The sequence below is a fragment of the Streptomyces sp. NL15-2K genome (assembly GCF_030551255.1).
Taxonomy (GTDB): domain Bacteria; phylum Actinomycetota; class Actinomycetes; order Streptomycetales; family Streptomycetaceae; genus Streptomyces.
Window position 1 is genome coordinate 11,491,171 of the sequence record NZ_CP130630.1, and the last position, 18,282, is coordinate 11,509,452.

13 protein-coding genes and 2 pseudogenes are annotated in these 18,282 nt (G+C 72.4%); 9 read left to right on the top strand and 6 right to left on the bottom strand.

What is annotated here, in order from left to right; translation table 11 throughout:
• Positions 1-8: 8 nt before the first annotated feature.
• From Q4V64_RS50205 to Q4V64_RS55840, 5 genes are all read left to right on the top strand, one after another.
• Entirely contained in the window at positions 9-1,025 is a 1,017-nt protein-coding gene (locus Q4V64_RS50205; protein ID WP_124444903.1) for an asparaginase, read from the top strand.
• Between the two features lie 993 nt (positions 1,026-2,018).
• Positions 2,019-3,431, top strand: coding sequence for an aspartate ammonia-lyase (gene aspA, locus Q4V64_RS50210; protein WP_124444904.1), 1,413 nt, complete (start codon positions 2,019-2,021; stop codon positions 3,429-3,431).
• 35 nt (positions 3,432-3,466) lie between these two features.
• Positions 3,467-4,399 (top strand): glutaminase, encoded by a 933-nt coding sequence (locus Q4V64_RS50215; protein WP_124444905.1) that lies wholly within the window; start codon positions 3,467-3,469, stop codon positions 4,397-4,399.
• A 213-nt stretch (positions 4,400-4,612) separates the two neighbouring features.
• Positions 4,613-6,007 (top strand): polyprenol phosphomannose-dependent alpha 1,6 mannosyltransferase MptB, encoded by a 1,395-nt coding sequence (gene mptB, locus Q4V64_RS50220; protein WP_124444906.1) that lies wholly within the window; start codon positions 4,613-4,615, stop codon positions 6,005-6,007.
• Complete coding sequence (locus tag Q4V64_RS55840) at positions 6,004-7,386, top strand: glycosyltransferase 87 family protein (RefSeq protein WP_124444907.1); 1,383 nt, start codon at positions 6,004-6,006, stop codon at positions 7,384-7,386. The genes mptB and Q4V64_RS55840 overlap by 4 nt, the downstream gene beginning before the upstream one ends.
• Before the next feature lie 11 nt (positions 7,387-7,397).
• On the opposite strand, the pseudogene Q4V64_RS50230 reads toward Q4V64_RS55840, so the two are convergent.
• From Q4V64_RS50230 to Q4V64_RS50240, 3 genes and pseudogenes are all read right to left on the bottom strand, one after another.
• Positions 7,398-8,282: pseudogene (locus Q4V64_RS50230) on the bottom strand (serine hydrolase); the annotation flags it as partial.
• A 102-nt stretch (positions 8,283-8,384) separates the two neighbouring features.
• Positions 8,385-9,527 (bottom strand): transcription termination factor Rho, encoded by a 1,143-nt coding sequence (gene rho / locus Q4V64_RS50235; protein ID WP_253267436.1) that lies wholly within the window; start codon positions 9,525-9,527, stop codon positions 8,385-8,387.
• 288 nt (positions 9,528-9,815) lie between these two features.
• Entirely contained in the window at positions 9,816-10,643 is an 828-nt protein-coding gene (locus Q4V64_RS50240; protein ID WP_124444909.1) for a class I SAM-dependent methyltransferase, read from the bottom strand.
• A gap of 255 nt (positions 10,644-10,898) precedes the next feature.
• On the opposite strand from Q4V64_RS50240, the gene Q4V64_RS50245 reads away from it, so the two are divergent.
• Positions 10,899-13,850 carry a SpoIIE family protein phosphatase gene (locus tag Q4V64_RS50245; protein WP_172629556.1) on the top strand — a complete coding sequence of 984 codons (2,952 nt, stop codon included), beginning with the start codon at positions 10,899-10,901 and terminating at the stop codon, positions 13,848-13,850.
• A gap of 35 nt (positions 13,851-13,885) precedes the next feature.
• Here the strand turns inward: Q4V64_RS50245 and Q4V64_RS50250 are convergent, their stop codons facing one another.
• Positions 13,886-14,284: a nuclear transport factor 2 family protein gene (locus Q4V64_RS50250; RefSeq protein WP_124444910.1), complete on the bottom strand. Its 399-nt coding sequence runs from the start codon at positions 14,282-14,284 to the stop codon at positions 13,886-13,888.
• 69 nt (positions 14,285-14,353) lie between these two features.
• On the opposite strand from Q4V64_RS50250, the gene Q4V64_RS50255 reads away from it, so the two are divergent.
• Entirely contained in the window at positions 14,354-14,917 is a 564-nt protein-coding gene (locus Q4V64_RS50255; protein WP_124444911.1) for a PadR family transcriptional regulator, read from the top strand.
• A gap of 5 nt (positions 14,918-14,922) precedes the next feature.
• Entirely contained in the window at positions 14,923-15,648 is a 726-nt protein-coding gene (locus Q4V64_RS50260) for a class I SAM-dependent methyltransferase (protein WP_124444912.1), read from the top strand.
• 13 nt (positions 15,649-15,661) lie between these two features.
• Here Q4V64_RS50260 and Q4V64_RS50265 read toward each other — a convergent pair.
• Positions 15,662-16,234, bottom strand: a pseudogene (locus Q4V64_RS50265) (alpha/beta hydrolase); the annotation flags it as partial.
• A gap of 128 nt (positions 16,235-16,362) precedes the next feature.
• On the opposite strand from Q4V64_RS50265, the gene Q4V64_RS50270 reads away from it, so the two are divergent.
• Positions 16,363-17,082: a helix-turn-helix domain-containing protein gene (locus Q4V64_RS50270; RefSeq protein ID WP_172629557.1), complete on the top strand. Its 720-nt coding sequence runs from the start codon at positions 16,363-16,365 to the stop codon at positions 17,080-17,082.
• 29 nt (positions 17,083-17,111) lie between these two features.
• Here the strand turns inward: Q4V64_RS50270 and Q4V64_RS50275 are convergent, their stop codons facing one another.
• A complete protein-coding gene (locus tag Q4V64_RS50275) occupies positions 17,112-18,278 on the bottom strand; it encodes a serine hydrolase domain-containing protein (protein ID WP_124444914.1) in 1,167 nt (388 codons plus the stop codon).
• Positions 18,279-18,282: the final 4 nt, after the last annotated feature.

Consider the following 18,282-nt stretch of genomic DNA (forward strand, 5'->3'; position numbering starts at 1 on the left):
AGGCAGTGATGTACAGCAGTTCCATAGCGGACGCACCCCTTGTCCGCGAACCCTTCCACGCCCCCGTCGCCCACCTCATCCGCGGTGGGCTGATCGAGGGACTCCACTACGGCTCCGTCGTCGTCCTCGACGCGGACGGCCAGGTCCGGCTCCAACTCGGCGACATCGAGGCCGCGTTCTACCCGCGCTCCGCCCTCAAGCCGGTGCAGGCCGTCGCCATGGTCCGGGCCGGTTTCCCGCTCGACGGCGACCTGCTCTCGCTCACCGCGGCCAGCCACTCCGGCGAGGAACGCCACCTCGCCGGCGCCCGGCGCATCCTCGAACTCGCCGGGCTCACCGAGGACCACCTGCGCAACGTGCCCGACCTGCCCTTCGACCCAATCGTCCGGGACGACTGGATCCGGGAGGGCCGCCTGCCCTCCCGAATCGCCCAGAACTGCTCCGGCAAGCACGCGGCCATGCTCTACACCTGCAAGCTCAACGGCTGGTCCCTGGACGACTACCTCGACCCCGGGCACCCCCTCCAGCAGGCCATCGCGGAGATCGTCGAGGACCTCACCGGGCAGCGCATCGCCCAGGTGACCGTCGACGGCTGCGGCGCGCCCCTGTTCTCCGTCTCCCTGCACGGTCTCGCGCGCGCGGCCGCCCGGATCACCACCGCCGCTCCGGGTACGCCGGAAGCGCGCGTGGCCGACGCGATGCGGGAGCACGCCGAGATGGCGTCCGGCTCCGGCCGGGACGTGGCCGCGCTGATGCGGGCCGTGCCGGGGCTGCTCGCCAAGGACGGCTTCGAGGGGGTGCAGGTCGCCGCGCTGGCTGACGGCCGAGCTGTTGCCGTGAAGATCGCTGACGGGGCGAACCGGGCGCGTGTGCCGGTTGCCGCGGCGGCGCTTGCCCGGGCCGGCGTCGACCCGGCGGCGCTCGCCGAGTTCGCGGGGGAGCCGCTGCTGGGCGGTGGCGCGCCGGTGGGCTGCGTCCGTCCGGTGCGGGCGCTGGACCCGGTCAGCGTGCCGGCCTGCGCTTGACGGCAAGCCGGATGAGCGACGTAGGAGGTGCGGTGTTCGACCGGCTGCGGAGGCGCAGTGGCTGGCCGCGCCCACGCGGCGGCGGAGCCGAACGGCGTCACAGCCCCGCGCCCCTGGCATGCCGGCCACCGCCCGCGTCTTGTCGCTCCGCCTGCCCATGTACCGCGGGCCCGGTCACGCGCCGGGCCGGCCATTGGCTGGGCTGGTCACTGGCTGGCGTGGTTATGCGCTGGGGCGGTTACGCGTGGGGCTGGTCACGTGCGGGCCCGGTCACTGGCCGGCTTGTCACGTGCGGGCCCGGTCACTGGCTGGCGTGGTTACGCGCCGGGCCGGTTACGCGTCGGGCTGGTTACGCGTCGGGCTGGTCACTGGCCGGGCTGGTCTGCGTCGTGCCTGTCGCCCGCAGGCCCCGTCACGTGCGGGCCCGGTCACTGGCTGGCGTGGTTACGCGCCGGGCCGGTTACGCGTCGGGCTGGTTACGCGTCGGGCTGGTCACTGGCCGGGCTGGTCTGCGTCGTGCCTGTCGCCCGCAGGCCCCGTCACGTGCGGGCCCGGTCACTGGCTGGCGTGGTTACGCGCCGGGCCGGTTACGCGTCGGGCCGGTTACGCGCCGGGCTGGTCACTGGCCGGGCTGGTCTGCGTCGTGCCTGTCGCCCGCAGGCCCCGTCACGTGCGGGCCCGGTCACTGGCAGGCCCGGTCACTGGCAGGCCCGGTTACCTGCCGGCCCGGTTACCTGCCGGGCCGGTTACCTGCCGGGCCGGTTACCTGCCGGGCCGGTCGCCCGCAGGCCCGGTCACGCGCAGGCCCGGTCACTGGCTGGCCCAGTCACCCGTCGGCCCGGTCACTGGCCGGCGTGGTTACCCGCGGGCCCGGCCACCCGCCGGGCGCGCCCGGCCCAGCGGTCGGTCACCCCCACCGCCGAGCCGGTCGTCCCTCCCCTCCCGCTCCGCCCGCTCCCTCACCCTCGCCCCTCAGAAAGAGGCCGCATCCTCATGACCGCCGCCGTCACCCGCAGCGAACACGACCTGCTCGGAGACCGGGACGTCCCCGCCGACGCGTACTGGGGCGTGCACACCCTGCGCGCCACGGAGAACTTCCCCATCACCGGCACCCCGATCTCCGCCTACCCGCACCTCATCGACGCCCTCGCCGCCGTCAAGGAGGCGGCCGCTCTCGCCAACGAGGAACTCGGTCTGCTGGAGCCGAAGAAGGCCGCCGCCATCGTCGCGGCCTGCCGTGAGATCCGCGACGGCAAGCTGCACGACCAGTTCGTCGTCGACGTCATCCAGGGCGGGGCCGGCACCTCGACCAACATGAACGCCAACGAGGTCGTCGCCAACCGGGCGTTGGAGCTGCTCGGACACGCCAAGGGCCAGTACGCCCACCTGCACCCCAACGAGGACGTCAACCTCGGCCAGTCGACCAATGACGTCTACCCGACCGCCGTCAAGATCGCGACGGTGTTCGCGGTGCGTGGACTGCTCAAGGCGATGTCCGTACTGCAGGACGCCTTCGCGGCCAAGGCCGTCGAGTTCCGTGACGTTCTGAAGATGGGCCGTACACAGTTGCAGGACGCGGTGCCGATGACGCTCGGTCAGGAGTTCTCCGCGTACGCAGTCATGATGGACGAGGACCGCAGCCGTCTGGCCGAGGCCGTCCAGCTGATCCATGAGATCAACCTGGGTGCCACGGCGATCGGCACCGGCCTCAACGCTCCCGCCGGATACGCCGAGTCGGCCCGCCGGCACCTCTCCGAGATCACCGGCCTCCAGCTGGTCACCGCCGCCAACCTGGTCGAAGCCACCCAGGACTGCGGTGCGTTCGTCCAGATGTCCGGCGTGCTCAAGCGGATCGCCGTGAAGCTGTCCAAGAGCTGCAACGACCTGCGCCTGCTGTCCAGCGGGCCGCGCGCGGGTCTCGGCGAGATCAACCTGCCGCCGGTGCAGGCCGGTTCGTCGATCATGCCCGGCAAGGTCAACCCGGTGATCCCCGAGGTCGTCAACCAGGTCGCCTTCGAGGTGATCGGCAACGACGTCACCATCACCATGGCCGCCGAGGCCGGACAGCTCCAGCTCAACGCCTTCGAGCCGGTCATCCTGCACTCGCTGTCGGAGTCCATCACACACCTGCGCGCGGCCTGCCTCACCCTCGCCGAGCGCTGCGTGTCCGGCATCACGGCCAACACCGAGGCGCTGCGCGCGACGGTCGAGAACTCCATCGGCCTGGTGACCGCCCTCAACCCGCACATCGGGTACACGGCCGCCACCGACATCGCCAAGGAAGCCCTTGCCACCGGCCGGGGGGTGGCCGAACTCGTCCTGGAGAAGGGCCTGTTGCCCGCCGAGACACTCGCCGACCTGCTACGGCCCGAGGTCGTGGCCGGCAGCGGACCCGCTCTCGTCTGACTTGCTCACGCGCACCCGGACCGACCGGAGGGACAATGGTGATCATGATGTCGTCCATGCCTTTCCAGCCGGTCCTGGAACGCATCGCCGAAGAGATCGAGCGGACGCCGGGCCGGGGCCGCCCCGCCGACTACATCCCCGCACTCGCGGCCTGCGACCCGCGCCGCTTCGGCATGGCCGTCGCGGAGTTGGACGGCACGGTGTACGGCGTGGGGGACTGGCGGGAGCCGTTCTCCACGCAGTCGCTCACCAAGGTCTTCACCCTCGCGCTCGACCTGGCCCGCGAGGGAGACGAACTCTGGGAGTACGTGGGCCGCGAGCCCTCCGGCAATCCCTTCAACTCCCTGGTGCAGCTGGAGTACGAGAACGGCATCCCCCGCAACCCGTTCATCAACGCGGGCGCGCTCGTCGTCACGGACCGCCTCCAGACCCGTACCTCGGACGCGGCCGGCGAACTGCTGACCTTCCTCCGCTCGGAGAGCGGCAACCCGACCCTGGGCTTCGACAAGGAGGTCGCCGCCTCGGAGGCCGCGCACGGCGACAGAAACGCCGCGCTGGCCCACTTCATGGCCTCCTACGGCAACATCGACAACCCGATCCCGGTCCTGCTCGACCAGTACTTCCGCCAGTGCTCCGTCAGGGCCTCGTGCGCCGACCTGGCCCTCGCCACCACCTTCCTGGCCCGGCACGGCGTCCGCGCCGACGGCACCCGCCTGCTCACCCGCAGCCAGGCCAAGCAGGTCAACGCGGTCATGCTGACCTGCGGAACCTACGACGCGGCAGGCGACTTCGCGTACCGCGTGGGCCTGCCCGGCAAGAGCGGTGTCGGCGGCGGCATCATCGCGGTGGTACCGGGGCGCTGCACGCTGTGCGTGTGGAGTCCGGGGCTGGACGAGCGCGGCAATTCGGTGGCAGGTGTAGCGGCCCTCGACAGATTTACGACGCTGACGGGCCTGTCAGTGTTCTGAGGGCCACTTGTCGACGCTGGACGCGGACACGCCCCTCAGGGGCGCAGGGCTGTGACAATGTGCGGCTCCGCCGCGTGGGCGCGATCAGCCCCCACGGCCCGCAGCCGACGAACCACCCCTGAACCACACGCCGGTCACATCGCGGCCCCCGCCCGGCAGGGCCCTCGTCGCTTTCCGGCCACCCGGCGTTGACACGCTTCCCGAGTGTTGGCCATGGCTTTTCCCGTCGATCTCCGCCGCTGCCAGGTGCTCGGCCTGGCCGGGACCGCCTTTCTCGCGGCAGGAGGTGAGAGCGCCGGAGCCCTGCCCGTCCGGGAGCTCCTCGCCCCGTCCTCCGTCCACGTCGCCCTCGGCCTGGTCGGTGTGTACTTCGGGCTCGTTCTGCTGATCGCGGCCTGGCTGCTCCTGGGACGGCTGGTCCGCGGTGCCGAACCGCCCAGTCCGCGTGCCCTGATGGTGGTCCTCGTGATCTGGGCCGCCCCGCTGCTGCTCGCGCCCCCGCTGTTCAGCCGGGACGTCTACAGCTACCTCGCGCAGGGCGCCATGGTGGACGCGCACATGGACGTCTACGCCCACGGCCCGGCGCGGCTCGGCGGCCCGCTCGCCGACGAGGTCTCCCCGCTGTGGCAGCACACCGGTGCCCCGTACGGGCCGGTCTTCCTCGGCGTCGCCTCCGTGCTGTCCGGGCTGACCCGCGGCGAACTCCCCGCCGGTGTCTTCGGGATGCGGCTCGTCGCGCTGCTCGGGGTCGGGCTGATGGCGGCCGCGCTGCCCCGCCTCGCCCGGCACAGCGGTGCCGATCCGTCCGCCGCGCTCTGGCTCGGCGCCCTCAACCCACTGGTCCTGCTGCATCTGATCGCGGGCGCCCACAACGACGCCGTCATGCTCGGCCTGCTCGGCATCGGCCTGGTCGCGGCGCTCGGCCGGTGGCCGGCCCTGGGCGCCGTACTCGTCACGCTGGCCGCTCTGGTCAAGGTGCCCGCCGTACTCGGTCTCGCCGCGGTCGTCGTCCTCCAGGTCCGCGCGGGCCGAAGTCCCGCGAAGGCCGTGCTGACGACCGGTGTCGCGGCCGGGGCCACCACGGTCGCCGCGACGACCCTCGCCGGGACGGGATACGGCTGGATAGGCGCCCTCAACACGCCCGTCTCCCCGCAGAACTGGGCGCTCAGCAGCCTCCTCGGCCGCGCCACCCGGGCCCTGCTGGAACGGCTCGGCAGCGACCTGGCACCCCTGGCCGTCCCGGCCTGGCATGTCCTCGGCTCCGCCATCGCCGTGGCCGCCGTCCTGTTCATATGGCTGCGGCTGCGCATGCGGCCGGTGTACGCGCTCGGCCTGAGCCTGGCGGCGGTGGCCGCCCTCGGCCCGGCCATCCGCCCCTGGTACGCCCTGTGGGGGCTGTTCCTCATCGCCGCGGCGGCGCCCAGCACCTCGGTACGGCACCGGGTGGCGGCCGTGACGGGCGTCCTCGCGCTGGCCGTGCTGCCCAGCGGCGGTCCGGCGGACGCCGGGCAACTGGTCCTGGCCGTCTCCGGCGGCGTGCTCGCCGTGGTCGTCCTGTGGCAGGCCCGCCAGGCGGAACTGGCCCCGGCGTCGGGGCGTACGGCATGAGGCCGCCCCGCACCGACCGCGGCCGCCTGCTGCTGGTGCTCGCCCTCGCCACGGCCGTGACCGTGTTCACCGCGACCGTGCCCCTGCTGCGCGGCTGGTTCGACCTGCGCGTCTACTACGGCGCCGTGGACAGCTGGGTCCACCACGGCGGACAGCTCTACGACTACCGGGTGCCCGGGACGGCGTACGGCTTCACGTATCCGCCGTTCGCGGCCGTCGCCATGCTGCCGATGGCACTCCTCGGCCTGCACGCGGCGATCGCCGCCGCTCTGCTGCTCAACCTGGCGGCCCTGGCCCTGGTGCTGCGCATCCTCGCCGGACCCGCCTGGCGGCGCTACGGCTGGTACGGCTGCGCCCTGGCCGCCTGCGCGCTCGCCCTGTTCGAGCCGCTGCGCGACACCTTCAGCTTCGGCCAGGTGAACGTGCTGCTGCTGGCCCTGGTGCTCGCCGACGCCTGGCTGCTCGCCACCGGCCGAGCGCGCTGGGCAGGCATCGGCATCGGTCTGGCCGCCGCGGTGAAACTCACGCCCGCCCTCTTCATCGGACTGCTGCTGCTCGCCAGGCGATGGCGCGCGGCCGCGGTCGCCACGGCCGTCGCCGTCGCGGCGACGGCGCTCGCGGCCGCCGTGGCCCCGGACGCCTCGCGCTTCTACTGGACCGAGGCCATGTGGGACACGACCCGCGTGGGCCGCCTGGACTATGTCTCCAACCAGTCGCTCCAGGGGATCCTGGCCCGGCTGGGTGAACCGGACCGCGCGGTCTGGGCGGTCGCGGTGCTGCTGGTCCTGGGCGTGTGGGCGACCCGGGCCCGCCGGGCGGTGGCAGCGGGGGAGTGGACGACGGCGTTCGCCCTCACCGGCCTCACCGCCTGCCTGGTCAGTCCGATCACCTGGGTGCACCATCTGGTCTGGCTGCTGCCGTCCTTCGCGGTGCTGGTCCGCACCGGGCACCCGCGGATCGCCGCCGCCCTGTACGCGGTGCTGTGCACCAGCGTGGTGTGGCTGTGGTTCGACGACGCGTCCGGCGTCGACGGATTCCTCGGCAGCAACACCTACACCTGGATCACGCTCGGCCTGCTGCTGTGGCTGCCGATCGGTCAACGCCGGCCCGCCCGGCCGACCCTGGCCCGCAGCGCCAGCACCACAGCGCCCACGCCCAGCCCGGCGGCGCCCGCGATCGCCCCCGTCCCCGACCAGCCGGAGCCTTCGTCCGGCGTACGGGCCACGGTCGCGGTCTTGGGCACCGCGGCCGGCCGCGCCTTCGGCCTGGCCCGCAACGCGTCGAGCGACCCGACCGGCCCGACCCGGCCCCCCGCGTCGAACCCCCAGTCGAGCAGCGCGCGCGCCTCCTCGTACACGGCGAAGCCACCGCCCGCCTGAGGGTTCAGCACGGTCACGACGAGCGTGCGCCCGCCCCGGCGGGCGGCGGCGACGAGGGTGTGGCCCGCCTTGCTGGTGTAGCCGTTCTTGATGCCGATCAGCCCCGGATACGGCTCCACGCCGCCGGCACCGGTCAGCAGCCGGTTGGTGTTGTGGATGACGTACGACCATCCGCCTCCGCCCGGGAACCGGGCCCGGAGCATGCCGCAGTACCGCGCGAAGTCCGGATCGCGCAGCCCTGCCCGGCCGAAGACGGCGAGATCGTACGCCGAGGACACCTGGCCCGGCGTGTCGTACCCGTCCGGTGACAGCGCGCGCGTGTCGAGGGCGCCCAGCGACCGGGCCTTGGCCTGCATCCGGGCGACCGTGGCACGCCGGCCCCCGTTCAGCTCGGCCAGGACGTGCACGGCGTCGTTGCCGGAGCTGAGGAAGACCCCGCGCCACAGGTCGGCCACCCGGTAGGTGCGTCCCTCGGCGACTCCGACCACACTGCTCCCGGGCCCGATGCCTCTCAGCTCGGGCCCGCGGACGGTGTGCCGGACGCCGCCCGGGAGATCCGGCAGCACGGCGAGGGCGAACAGAGTCTTCAGGGTGCTGGCGGGCGGCAGCCTGCGGTGCGCGTCGTGCGCGGCGAGCACCTCGCCGGTTCGGGCGTCGGCCACCAGCCACGACAGTGCCGAGACCTCCGGCACCTTGGGCGCCCCGGGCCGCGGCCGGACCCGCGTGCCGGGACGGAACAGCAGGGAGGGCTGCGGCGCGGCCACCCGTGGCCCATCGGGCTTGCCGGGGTCCGGCCCGGTACGGGCCACCGCGCCGGCGGGGGCGAGCGCCAGCAGGCCCGCCACACAGATCGCGCAGGCCGGCATGGCAGCCCGGAAAGCAAATCCGATCGTCATACCGCAAACCTAGGAATGGACCGGCCGTACACCCCGCTGCCCGGGCCGAGCGCTACGCGCGAGCACCCGGATGCCACATGTCGGACGTGCGATTCGGGCGCGTCAGCCGGTGGGCAGCGTCGGCCGGATGCGGCGCAGGAAGGTCGCGTTGTCCGGGGTCTCGCGCATGCGCTCCAGCAGCGTTTCCAGGTTGGTCTGGCCGTCCCGGGTCTGCAGGGCGCGGCGCAGGCCGCGTGCCGCGGTCAACTCGGCTTCGGGAAGCAGGAGTTCCTCGCGGCGGGTGCCGGACGGGGTGATGTCGACGGCCGGGAAGACGCGGCGGGAGGCGAGCTCGCGGCTCAGACGCAGCTCCATGTTGCCGGTGCTCTTCAGCTCCTCGAAGAAGAAGTCGTCGGCGCGGGAGCCGGTCTCCACCAGGGCGGTGGCGAGGATCGTGAGCGAGCCGCCCTCCTCGGCCAGCCGGGCGGCGCCGAAGAACCGCTTGGGGCCGATCAGCGCGGTCGCGTCGACACCGCCGCTGAGGGTGCGGCCACCGGCGGCGGCCGCGTTGTTGTGGGCCCGGCACAGGCGGGTGAGGGAGTCGAGGAGGATGACGACGTCCTCGCCCTCCTCGACGAACCGCTTGGCCCGCTCGATGACGAGTTCGGCGAGCGCGATGTGCCGCTTGGGGCTCTGGTCGAAGGTCGAGGCGTACACCTCGCCGCGCACGGAACGCCGCATGTCGGTGACCTCCTCGGGGCGCTCGTCGAGCAGGACCACCATCAGCCGGGCCTCGGGGTGGTTGCCGGCGACGGCGGCGGCGATCTGCTGGAGGAGGACGGTCTTGCCGGTCTTGGGCGGGGCCACGATCAGCCCGCGCTGGCCCTTGCCGACGGGCGCGATCAGGTCGATCGCACGCCCGGCCAACCCGGCCGCCGGGTGTTCGAGACGGAGCCGCTCGCGCGGGTGCAGCGGTGTCAGGTCGTGGAAGTGACGACGGCTGCGGACGTCGTGGGGCGTGTGTCCGTTGATCCGGGCGACTTCGGTCAGGGCGCGCTGGGTGCCGCGCACTCCGTCGACGAGGTCTCCCTTGCGCAGGCCGTAACGGCGGATCAGCGCGGGCGGGACCTGGAGGTCGGCGGGCGAGGGCAGGAGGTCCAGGGGCCGCAGGTGTCCCTTCCCGTTCGTGTCGATGTCGAGGACGCCGGTGGCGACCCGGGCCGGGACCTGCTGCTGGGTAGAAGGGTGTTCGAGTGTGGTGGTCATGGTGGTCGGTCCTTTCACGGACGGAAGGCATGGAACATGCGAAGAGAAGGGGGTTGGCCGTGAGGGGAGGCGGACAGTGCGCCTCGCGACGGCGGGAAACAACACCTCGGGTACGGCAGAGAAAGGGCCTTTTGCGAGGTGGTGCGGGAAAGCCGATGTGCCGGCCGGGAAACGGCGGGCGTTTCGGCTGACTGAAGGGGAACTTGCACCGGCGCCCGAAACAGGGGCGTACACAAGTGCTAGCCGTAATGTACCACGCGGTGGGCGGTCACGTCTGTGTGATGCGACTCAGCGTTCGGCCAGCAGGCCGTACAGGAGGGGGATGCGCGGCTCGGGCAGCCGCCACCAGCCGGACGGAGTGCGGACCATCCGCGGCCAGCGCTGCCAGGGCAGTTCGTCGCTCTCGCGCAGTCGTCGGACGGTCAGTCCCGCTTCCGTCAACGCGTCGATGACCTCTCCTATTCCGTGCATCCACTCGTAGCTGTCGGTGGCGCCCTCGACCGCCGGGCCGTCGGTGTAAGTGCGGGTCGCGTCCCGGTGCACGGGACCGTCGCCGCCCAGATAGTCGTGGCGCAGCAGGAGTTCGGGCCCTTCGCCCGGACCGGGCTTCGGGCCCAGGGAGTTGAGCAGCGGATGGAACTCGACGAGGTACAACCGGCCGCCCGGACGCAGGAGTTGGGCCACCACATCCGCCCAGCGTGTCAGGTCGGGCAGGTAGCACAGGGCGCCCTTGCCGGTGTAGACGACGTCGAACCGCCGCCCCTCCAGGGCCTCCACGGCGTCGTACACGTTCGCCCGTACGTAGTCGACGTCGACGCCGGCCTTCGCGGCGATGCCGGTCGCCGCCACCACGGACGCCTCGGAGAAGTCCAGGCCGACGGCCCGGGCGCCGCGCCGCGCGAAGGCGATCGTCTCGGTGCCCAGGTGACACTGCAGGTGGAGCACGTCGCGGCCGGTGAGCTCGCCGAGGTCGTCCCACTCGAACGCGGCGAACCAGCGCTCCGGGTCGAGGTCCTGGTCGAGACCGTAGAACCGGCTGGCGAGGTGGACGGGGGTGCGGGCGTCCCAGTTCGCCCGGTTGGCCTGCATGAGCCGTGCGTGCTCGTCGGTGGTCATGCCGTCATCCAACCGGGAACGGGGCGGGCAATGCCAGCCCCGCCACGTCCGTCGGTGGGGTGACAGCACCCACGCCACTGAAGGCTCCGATGACCACACCCGTACGCATGCGTCGCACCGCCGGGACAGCGGCTGCACCGAAGACCGATATTGTGATGTGAGTCACAAAAGGTCTAGGGTTGAGTCGCTTGGAGTATGCCCCCGGGCGGCGCGTCGAACAGCGGTGCGTGACCCGGCCGTCTCCGGGTGAGGGAAGTGGTCCCTTTGTCCGTCGCCTGGGACGACATCGGCGGTCTCGTCGATGCCCACGAACGGTTTCTGGCGGGTGCGCTCGTCGACTCCGCGGTCCGCGACTCGGTGCTCGACTCATGGAAGCGATGCAGGTCCGCGGGGCTTGAGCCGCACCAGCTGTTGGTTCCCTACGCCTCGGACCTGACGCTGGAGGACCGGTTCCTGCGCGCCGCCGACCCCGTCCTGAAGGACCTGACCGCGTCGCTCACCCAGGTCGGCATGACCATCGCGCTGTGCGACGCGCGAGGCCGTATGGTCCAGCGGCTCGGCGGTGACCGGCAACTGCGCGACCGTCTCGACGAGGTGAACTTCGCCCCCGGCTTCGACGCCTCCGAACGGGTCGTCGGCACCAACGGGGTCGGCACCGCGCTGGCCGAGCGCAATCCCGTCTACGTCGTCGGCCGCGAGCACTTCGCCGACTGCCTCCAGCCGTTCGCCTGCGCCGGCGCACCCGTCCGCGATCCCCTCAGCGGCCGTATCGAGGCCATCCTCGACCTCACGTGTCTCCGCGACAACGGCGACCCCGCCATGGTGCGGCTGGTCCGCGAGGCCGCCCGCGGTATCGAGGCGCGGTTGCTGGAACAGGCCACGCAGCGGGAGAAGGCCCTGCTCGCCGCGTACCGACGGGCCGGCCGCACCGCCGGCGGATGGCCCAAACAGCCGCGGCTGACGGCCGCGGGCCACGGGGACGGGCACGATGGCTCTGAGCTCGGCCGGATCGACCTGGCCGTGCTGCGCGAGAAGGCCGAGGAACTCCTCGCCTCACCGCAGCGCACCCTCGACGAGGTCGTCCTGTCCGGCGGCCGGATCGCCACCCTGCTGCGCCGCCCGGTCATGGGCGCGGCGGGCGAGACGGGTGTGGTCGTCGAGGCCCGGATCCTCGGCGGCCCACGGCTGCGCCAGGCCGGCTCGAGCACCGTGGGCGGGCTGACCGTGCCGGGGGCGGTGGCCGCGTCGACGGCGGTGGACGTCCCGACCGTGCCGGGTCGCGCGCCGGTGAGTGCGCCGACCGAGCCGGCGGCAGCCCCCGCGCCCACGCCGCATCCACCGTCTCCGGCAGCCTCGTCGGCCGCGGCGGTCCAGTCGGCCCTGCCGACATCGGTGACCGTGCCGCCCGTGACCCTCCCGCACGCGCCCTCGTCCACCGACGCGGAGGCCGACGGGGACGTCAACGGCGACGACGGCCGACTGCTCCTCGTCGGTGAGCCGGGGGTCGGCCGGCTCGCCGTACTGGCCCGCAGGCGGCTGGAGCTGCTGCACGACGCTAGCGTCCGCATCGGCACCACCCTGGACGTCACCCGCACGGCCGAGGAACTGGCGGAGGTGAGCGTCCCCTGGTTCGCCGACTTCACCGCGGTGGATCTCCCTGACGCGGTGCTGCACGGAGAGGAGCCCGGACCGCTCGGAGCCGACACCGTGCTGCGCCGGGTCGCGCTGGGCACCGTGCACGTGGAGTCCCATCTGTACGGCGTCGGCGACGCCGTCGATTACGTCCCGTCCACCCCGCAGGCCCGCAGTCTGGAGAGCAGGCAGTCCGTCCTCGAACCCGTACTGGTCGAGGCAGGTGGCTGGCTCGCCCAGGATCCGCCGCGGCTGGAACGGGTACTCGCGGCCGGCATCCACTCCCTGATCACGATTCCGCTGCGGGCGCGCGGCGCGACCCTCGGCGTGGTCAGCTTCTACCGCTCCGAGAAGCCCGCCCCCTTCGAGGACGACGACCTCTCCCTGGCCCAGGAACTGGCCGGCCGCGCCGCCATCTGCATCGACAATGCCCGCCGCTGGACCCGTGAGCACAACACCGCCCTCGCCCTCCAGCGCAGCCTGCTGCCCCGGGGCCGGCCCGAACAGAACGCCGTCGACGTCGCCTACCGCTACCTGCCCGCACAGGCAGGCGTGGGCGGCGACTGGTTCGACGTCATCCCGCTGTCCGGAGCCCGGGTCGCGCTGGTCGTCGGTGACGTCGTCGGCCACGGGCTGCACGCCGCGGCGACCATGGGCCGGCTGCGCACCGCCGTGCACAACTTCTGCTCCCTGGATCTGCCACCCGACGACCTGCTCACCCACCTCGACGACCTGGTCGGACGGCTCGACCGGGGCGAGGGCTGGGCGGTGGAGAACACCCAGGCGGACTCCGGCATCGTCGGAGCCACCTGCCTGTACGCCGTCTACGATCCGGTGTCCCGGCGCTGCACCCTCACCCGCGCCGGGCACCCCCTCCCCGCGATCGTCTGCCCCGACGGAACCGTGGAGTTCGTCGACCTGCCCTCCGCACTGCCGCTCGGTCTCGGCGGGATGCCTTTCGAGACCGTCGAGCTGGAGCTGGCGGAGGGCAGCCAGATTGTGCTCTACACCGACGGCCTGATCGAGGACCGGCACCGCGACCTCGACTGCGGCCTCGACCAACTGCGCACCGTGCTGGCCCACCCCGACCGGGCACCGGAGGACACCTGCGAGGCCGTCCTGGACGAGTTGCTGCCGACCCGGCCGAGCGACGACGTGGCCCTGCTGGTCGCCCGCACCCACGCCCTGGGGCCCGAACGGGTCGCCCAGTGGGAGCTGCCCAGCGACCCGGCGGTGGTCTCCCGCTCCCGCGCGGCGGTCACCGATCAGCTGGCCGCCTGGGGCCTGGACGAGCTGGCCTTCACCACCGAACTGATCGCCAGCGAACTGGTCACCAACGCCATCCGCCACGCCGCCGGCCCGCTCCAGCTGCGCCTCCTCCGCGACCGCGCGCTGATCTGCGAGGTCTCCGACGGCAGCAGCACCTCGCCTCGGCTGCGCCGCGCCCGCACCGAGGACGAGGGCGGACGCGGACTCTTCCTGGTCGCCCAGCTCACCGACCGCTGGGGGACCCGCTACACCCCGGACGGAAAGATCATCTGGACCGAGCAGCCCCTGCCCCGACAGCCCGTATGACGTGGGGAGCGGCAAACGCAACGGTCAACGCCCCCTTAGGCGAGCCGCGCCTCCGCCTCCTTGGTGATCCGCTCGAACTGCGCGCCCATCGCCGCCGCCAGAGCCTGCGCCCCCGACAGCGGGCGGACCATGACCATGAAACGGTCGATCATGCCGTCCTCGTCGAGGTGGAGGAAGTCGCAGCCGTCGACCTCGCAGTCGCCCACGCGGGCGGTGAACACCAACGCGTGGTCACGGCCGTCCGGGCCGCTCAGCTCGCGCACGTAACGGAGGTCCTCGAAGACCCGTGCCGCACCGCGCAGGATCGCGGCGGTGATGGCCTTTCCGGCGTACGGCTTGTACACGACCGGACTCGTGAAGACCACGTCCTCGGCCAGCAACGCCTCGGCCGCGTCGAGGTCGTGCGCCTCGACCGCCTCGCGGAATGCGCGCATCGAAACCTCCATAGTCAATTAGTTGAGTAGGTGCGGAGTAGATTAATCACCTTCTGCTAGCGTGTCCACATGTCCCTGAAGTACGCCGTTCTGGCCGCCCTGCTGGAGGGCGAGGCCTCGGGCTATGAGCTGTCCAAGGTCTTCGACGTGTCGCTCGCGAACTTCTGGCCGGCCACGCCGCAGCAGCTCTACCGGGAGCTGGAGCGGCTCGCCCAGGACGGGCTGGTCCAGGCCCGGGTGGTACATCAGGAGCGCCGCCCCAACAAACGGATGTTCACGCTCACCGAGGCCGGCCACCGGGAGCTGAGTGCCTTCGCCGTCGCACCGACCCGGCGGCCCACCGCCCTCCGCGACGAGCTCCTGATCAAGATCCAGGCCATGGACGGAACCGACCCGGAGGCGACCCGCGCGCTGGTGGAGGAACGCATGGCCTGGGCGCGCGGGAAGCTCGCACGCTACGAACGCGTGCGCGAACGGCTCCTCGACGGACGGACCGAGGAGGAGTACCTGCGGGACGCCGACCGCATCGGCCCGTACCTCACGCTCACGGGCGGAATCGCCTTCGAGTCGGAGAACCTGCGCTGGTGCGAGCGCGTTCTCACGGTCCTCGAACAGCGCGCTCCTCTAGGCTGACCCCGATGTTCAGCCCCGAGGGTCCCAGTCTCCGCGAACTCGCCGTCCAGGCGCTGTCGTCCGTCGAACGCGGCTACGACCTGCTCGCCCCGAAGTTCGACCACACTCCCTTCCGTACACCCGACTCGGTGCTCGACGCCGTCGGCGTGGCGCTGGGCCGGCTCGGGTCCTTCGACGACGGGCTCGACCTGTGCTGCGGCACCGGTGCCGGGGCTGCCGTACTGACCCGGGTGTGTCGGCGCAGCGTCACCGGGGTCGATTTCAGCGCCGGCATGCTCGCGGTGGCGCGAGGGCGTGTGCGGTCCGCCGGGCCGCCCGTCTTCTGGGTGCGCGCGGACGCACGCGCGCTCCCCTTCGCCCCCGCCTTCGACCTCGTCGCGAGTTTCGGGGCGTTCGGTCACTTCCTGCCGCGCGAGCTGCCGGGCCTGTTCACGCAGGTCCACTCCGTGCTGCGGCCGGGCGGACGCTTCGCCTTCCCCATCGTCGCCCCGCCGCCCCCCGCATCCCGCGCTTACTGGATGCTGCTGGGCTTCGACGCGGTGATGCGGGTGCGCAACGCCGTGTGGCGTCCGCCGTTCGTCATGTATTACCGGGCCTTCCGGCTCCCGGACGTACGGCGGGAGCTGGAACGGGCCGGATTCGAGGTGGAGTTGCACGCCCTGCCCGAGTTCGGGCGGCGGCGGGACGGCAGCCCACGGGTCCGGATGGTCGTAGCCCGTCGGCTGCCGTGACCGAGCCTCTGCGTCAGCTTCCGATGAAGTCCAGGAGGTCGGCGTTGAAGGCCCTCTCGAAGTCACCCACCAGACCGTGGGGCCCACCCGGGTACACCTTCAGCGTCGCGTCCTTGACCAGCTGGGCCGTCTTCTCGGCGGAGGCCGCGATCGGCACGATCTGGTCGTCGTCGCCGTGCGCGACCAGCGTCGGCACGTCGATCCGCCGGAGGTCCTCGGTGAAGTCGGTCTCCGAGAACTGCTTGACGCAGTCGTACGCCGCCTTCAGCCCGGCCTGCATGCTCCACAACCAGAACGCCCGGCGCACGCCCGGCGATTCGACGGCACCGCCCCGGAACGGCGCCGGGTCGATGGCCACGGAGGCGGCGGACAGCCCGCGTCCGGCGAGGATCTGCGTGAGCAGTCCGCCGAAGGAGTGGCCGACGACCGCCGGCTTGCGGGTCAGACCGCCGATCAGCTCCGCCAGATGGTCGGCGACCTGCCCGACCGTCTTGCCGGCGAACACCTCAGGGTGCTCGTTGGCCTCCGCGACCGTGTCCGGGTCGTCGGGCCAGGACAGGGAGACCGGCGCGAACCCCGCCTGCTCGATCTGCTGTGCGTCATGGGTGGTCATGCGGCGATACCGGCAGCGGACTCGGTGCCGGTATGGGCCAGTGCTTCGTTCGGCTGGGGAGTGAGCCGCAGCCCGCGCCACCTGGGCCTCGAAGGCCCCCGATGGTCTCCTTGTCGCTCCAGGCCGAGGGCACCGGCCGATTCGGCCAGTCGGGCCGGCCGGAACTGGTCGGCACGGGCGACCTGATGCTCAACGACCTGACGATTCCCTACGACTTCTCCTGGTCCGGAACCGGTGGGGCACAGGACCTCCAGGTGCCGTACGAGGTCCTCGCCCCCCCGCCGGACATCGTCCGCGAGGGCGCGGCACGGCTGCCGGCCAGCCCGCTGTACGACCTGGTCCGCACGCACATCGCCCATGTGCACGCCCACGCCGACGCCCTGTCCGCCGACCCGGGCGCGGCCGCCCTCGGCACGGCGACCGTGGAACTGCTGCGCGTCCTGCTCACCTCCGCCGCGGGAGTGGACGCGTACGCGCGGCCCGCGATGGCCGAGTCGCTGGTCCAGCGCGTCCTCGCCTACGCGCGCAGGCACCTGACCGATTCGGATCTCACGGCCGCCCGGATCGCGTACGCCCACGACATCTCCGTGCGCGCCCTCTACCGGCTGTGCTCCGAGGCGGAGTTGAGCCTGGAGCGGTGGATCATCGAGCAGCGGCTGGAGGGCGCGCGCACCAGGCTCGCCTCACCGGTCGGACGCACCCGCACGATCGCCTCGGTCGCGCGGGCCTGGGGTTTCACCGACGCCAGCCATTTCACGCGCCGCTTCAAGGAGGCGTACGGCGTGACGCCCCGGCAGTGGCGGCAGGCGCTGCCCCGCTGATGGTCGAGTCCGCACGCCCTGACCAAGCGTCACAGCACGCCGTACAGGGCGTCCACGAGAGCCATCTTCCGCGGGTCGTCGGCGATGTGGGGCCCCATGCGGTTCATCACGTAGCCCATCGACACCCCCGCCTCCGGGTCGGCCAGACCGCACGAGCCGCCGAAGCCGTCGTGTCCGAAGGCCCTCGGATTGGGCCCGTAGGAGTTGTTCGGGCCGCTGAGCCACAGACCGAGCCCGACTTCCGTCTCGCCCTCGAAACCGGCACCCAGCACCAGGTCGCGGCAGCTGCCCTGCCCCTCGCGCACCCGCTCGGCCGCCTCGGGGGTGAGGACGCGATGACCGTCGTAGGAGCCCTGCCCCGCGAAGATGCCGTAGAGCGCGGCCACGGCCCGCGCGGTGCCGTGGCCGTTCGCGGCGGGGATCTCCGCGGCCCGCCACTCGGGTGTGTTGGCCTGTGCCGCACCCACCGCGGGATTGCCCAGGGCGGCCAGCGCGGCGGGCGCCAACTGGGCGAAGATCGCCGCCTGTTCGCTGCTGGACGCGGCCGGCGGATGCACCAGCTCGGCCGCTCGCCCGGCCTCCTGCTCCGGCAGGCCGATGCGGAAGTCGATCCCGAGCGGTCCGGTCACCTCCCGCTCCAGGAACGCTCCCGGCAGCAGTCCCGAGACGCGCCGCACGACCTCCCCGACCAGGAAGCCGTACGTCAGCGCGTGATATCCGGACCGCGTTCCCGGCTCCCACCAGGGTTCTGTCGCCGCCAGCCGCTTCGTCGTCAACTCCCAGTCGCAGAGCTGGGCGAGGGTGTGCCCCTCCCGCAGGCCCGCCAGCCCGGACCGGTGGGACAGCAGATGCCGTACGAGGACCTTCTCCTTGCCCGCCGCGGCGAACTCCGGCCAGTACGCGGCCACCGGCGCGTCGAAGTCGAGCAGCCCCCGGTCCGCCAGGATGTGCGCGCACAGCGCCACCGGGCCCTTCGACGTCGACCACACGTTGACCAGCGTGTCGCGCTCCCAGGGCCGGGTGCGCGCCGGGTCGGCCCAGCCGCCCCACAGGTCCGTCACGGTCTCGCCGTCGACCGTGACGGTGACCGCGGCGCCCAGTTCGCCGCGGTCCCGGAAGTTCTCCTCGAACGCGGTCCGTACCGCCGTGAAGCGCTCGTCGCAGTGGCCGTGGACCGCTGGTACGTGCTGGGACATGGAC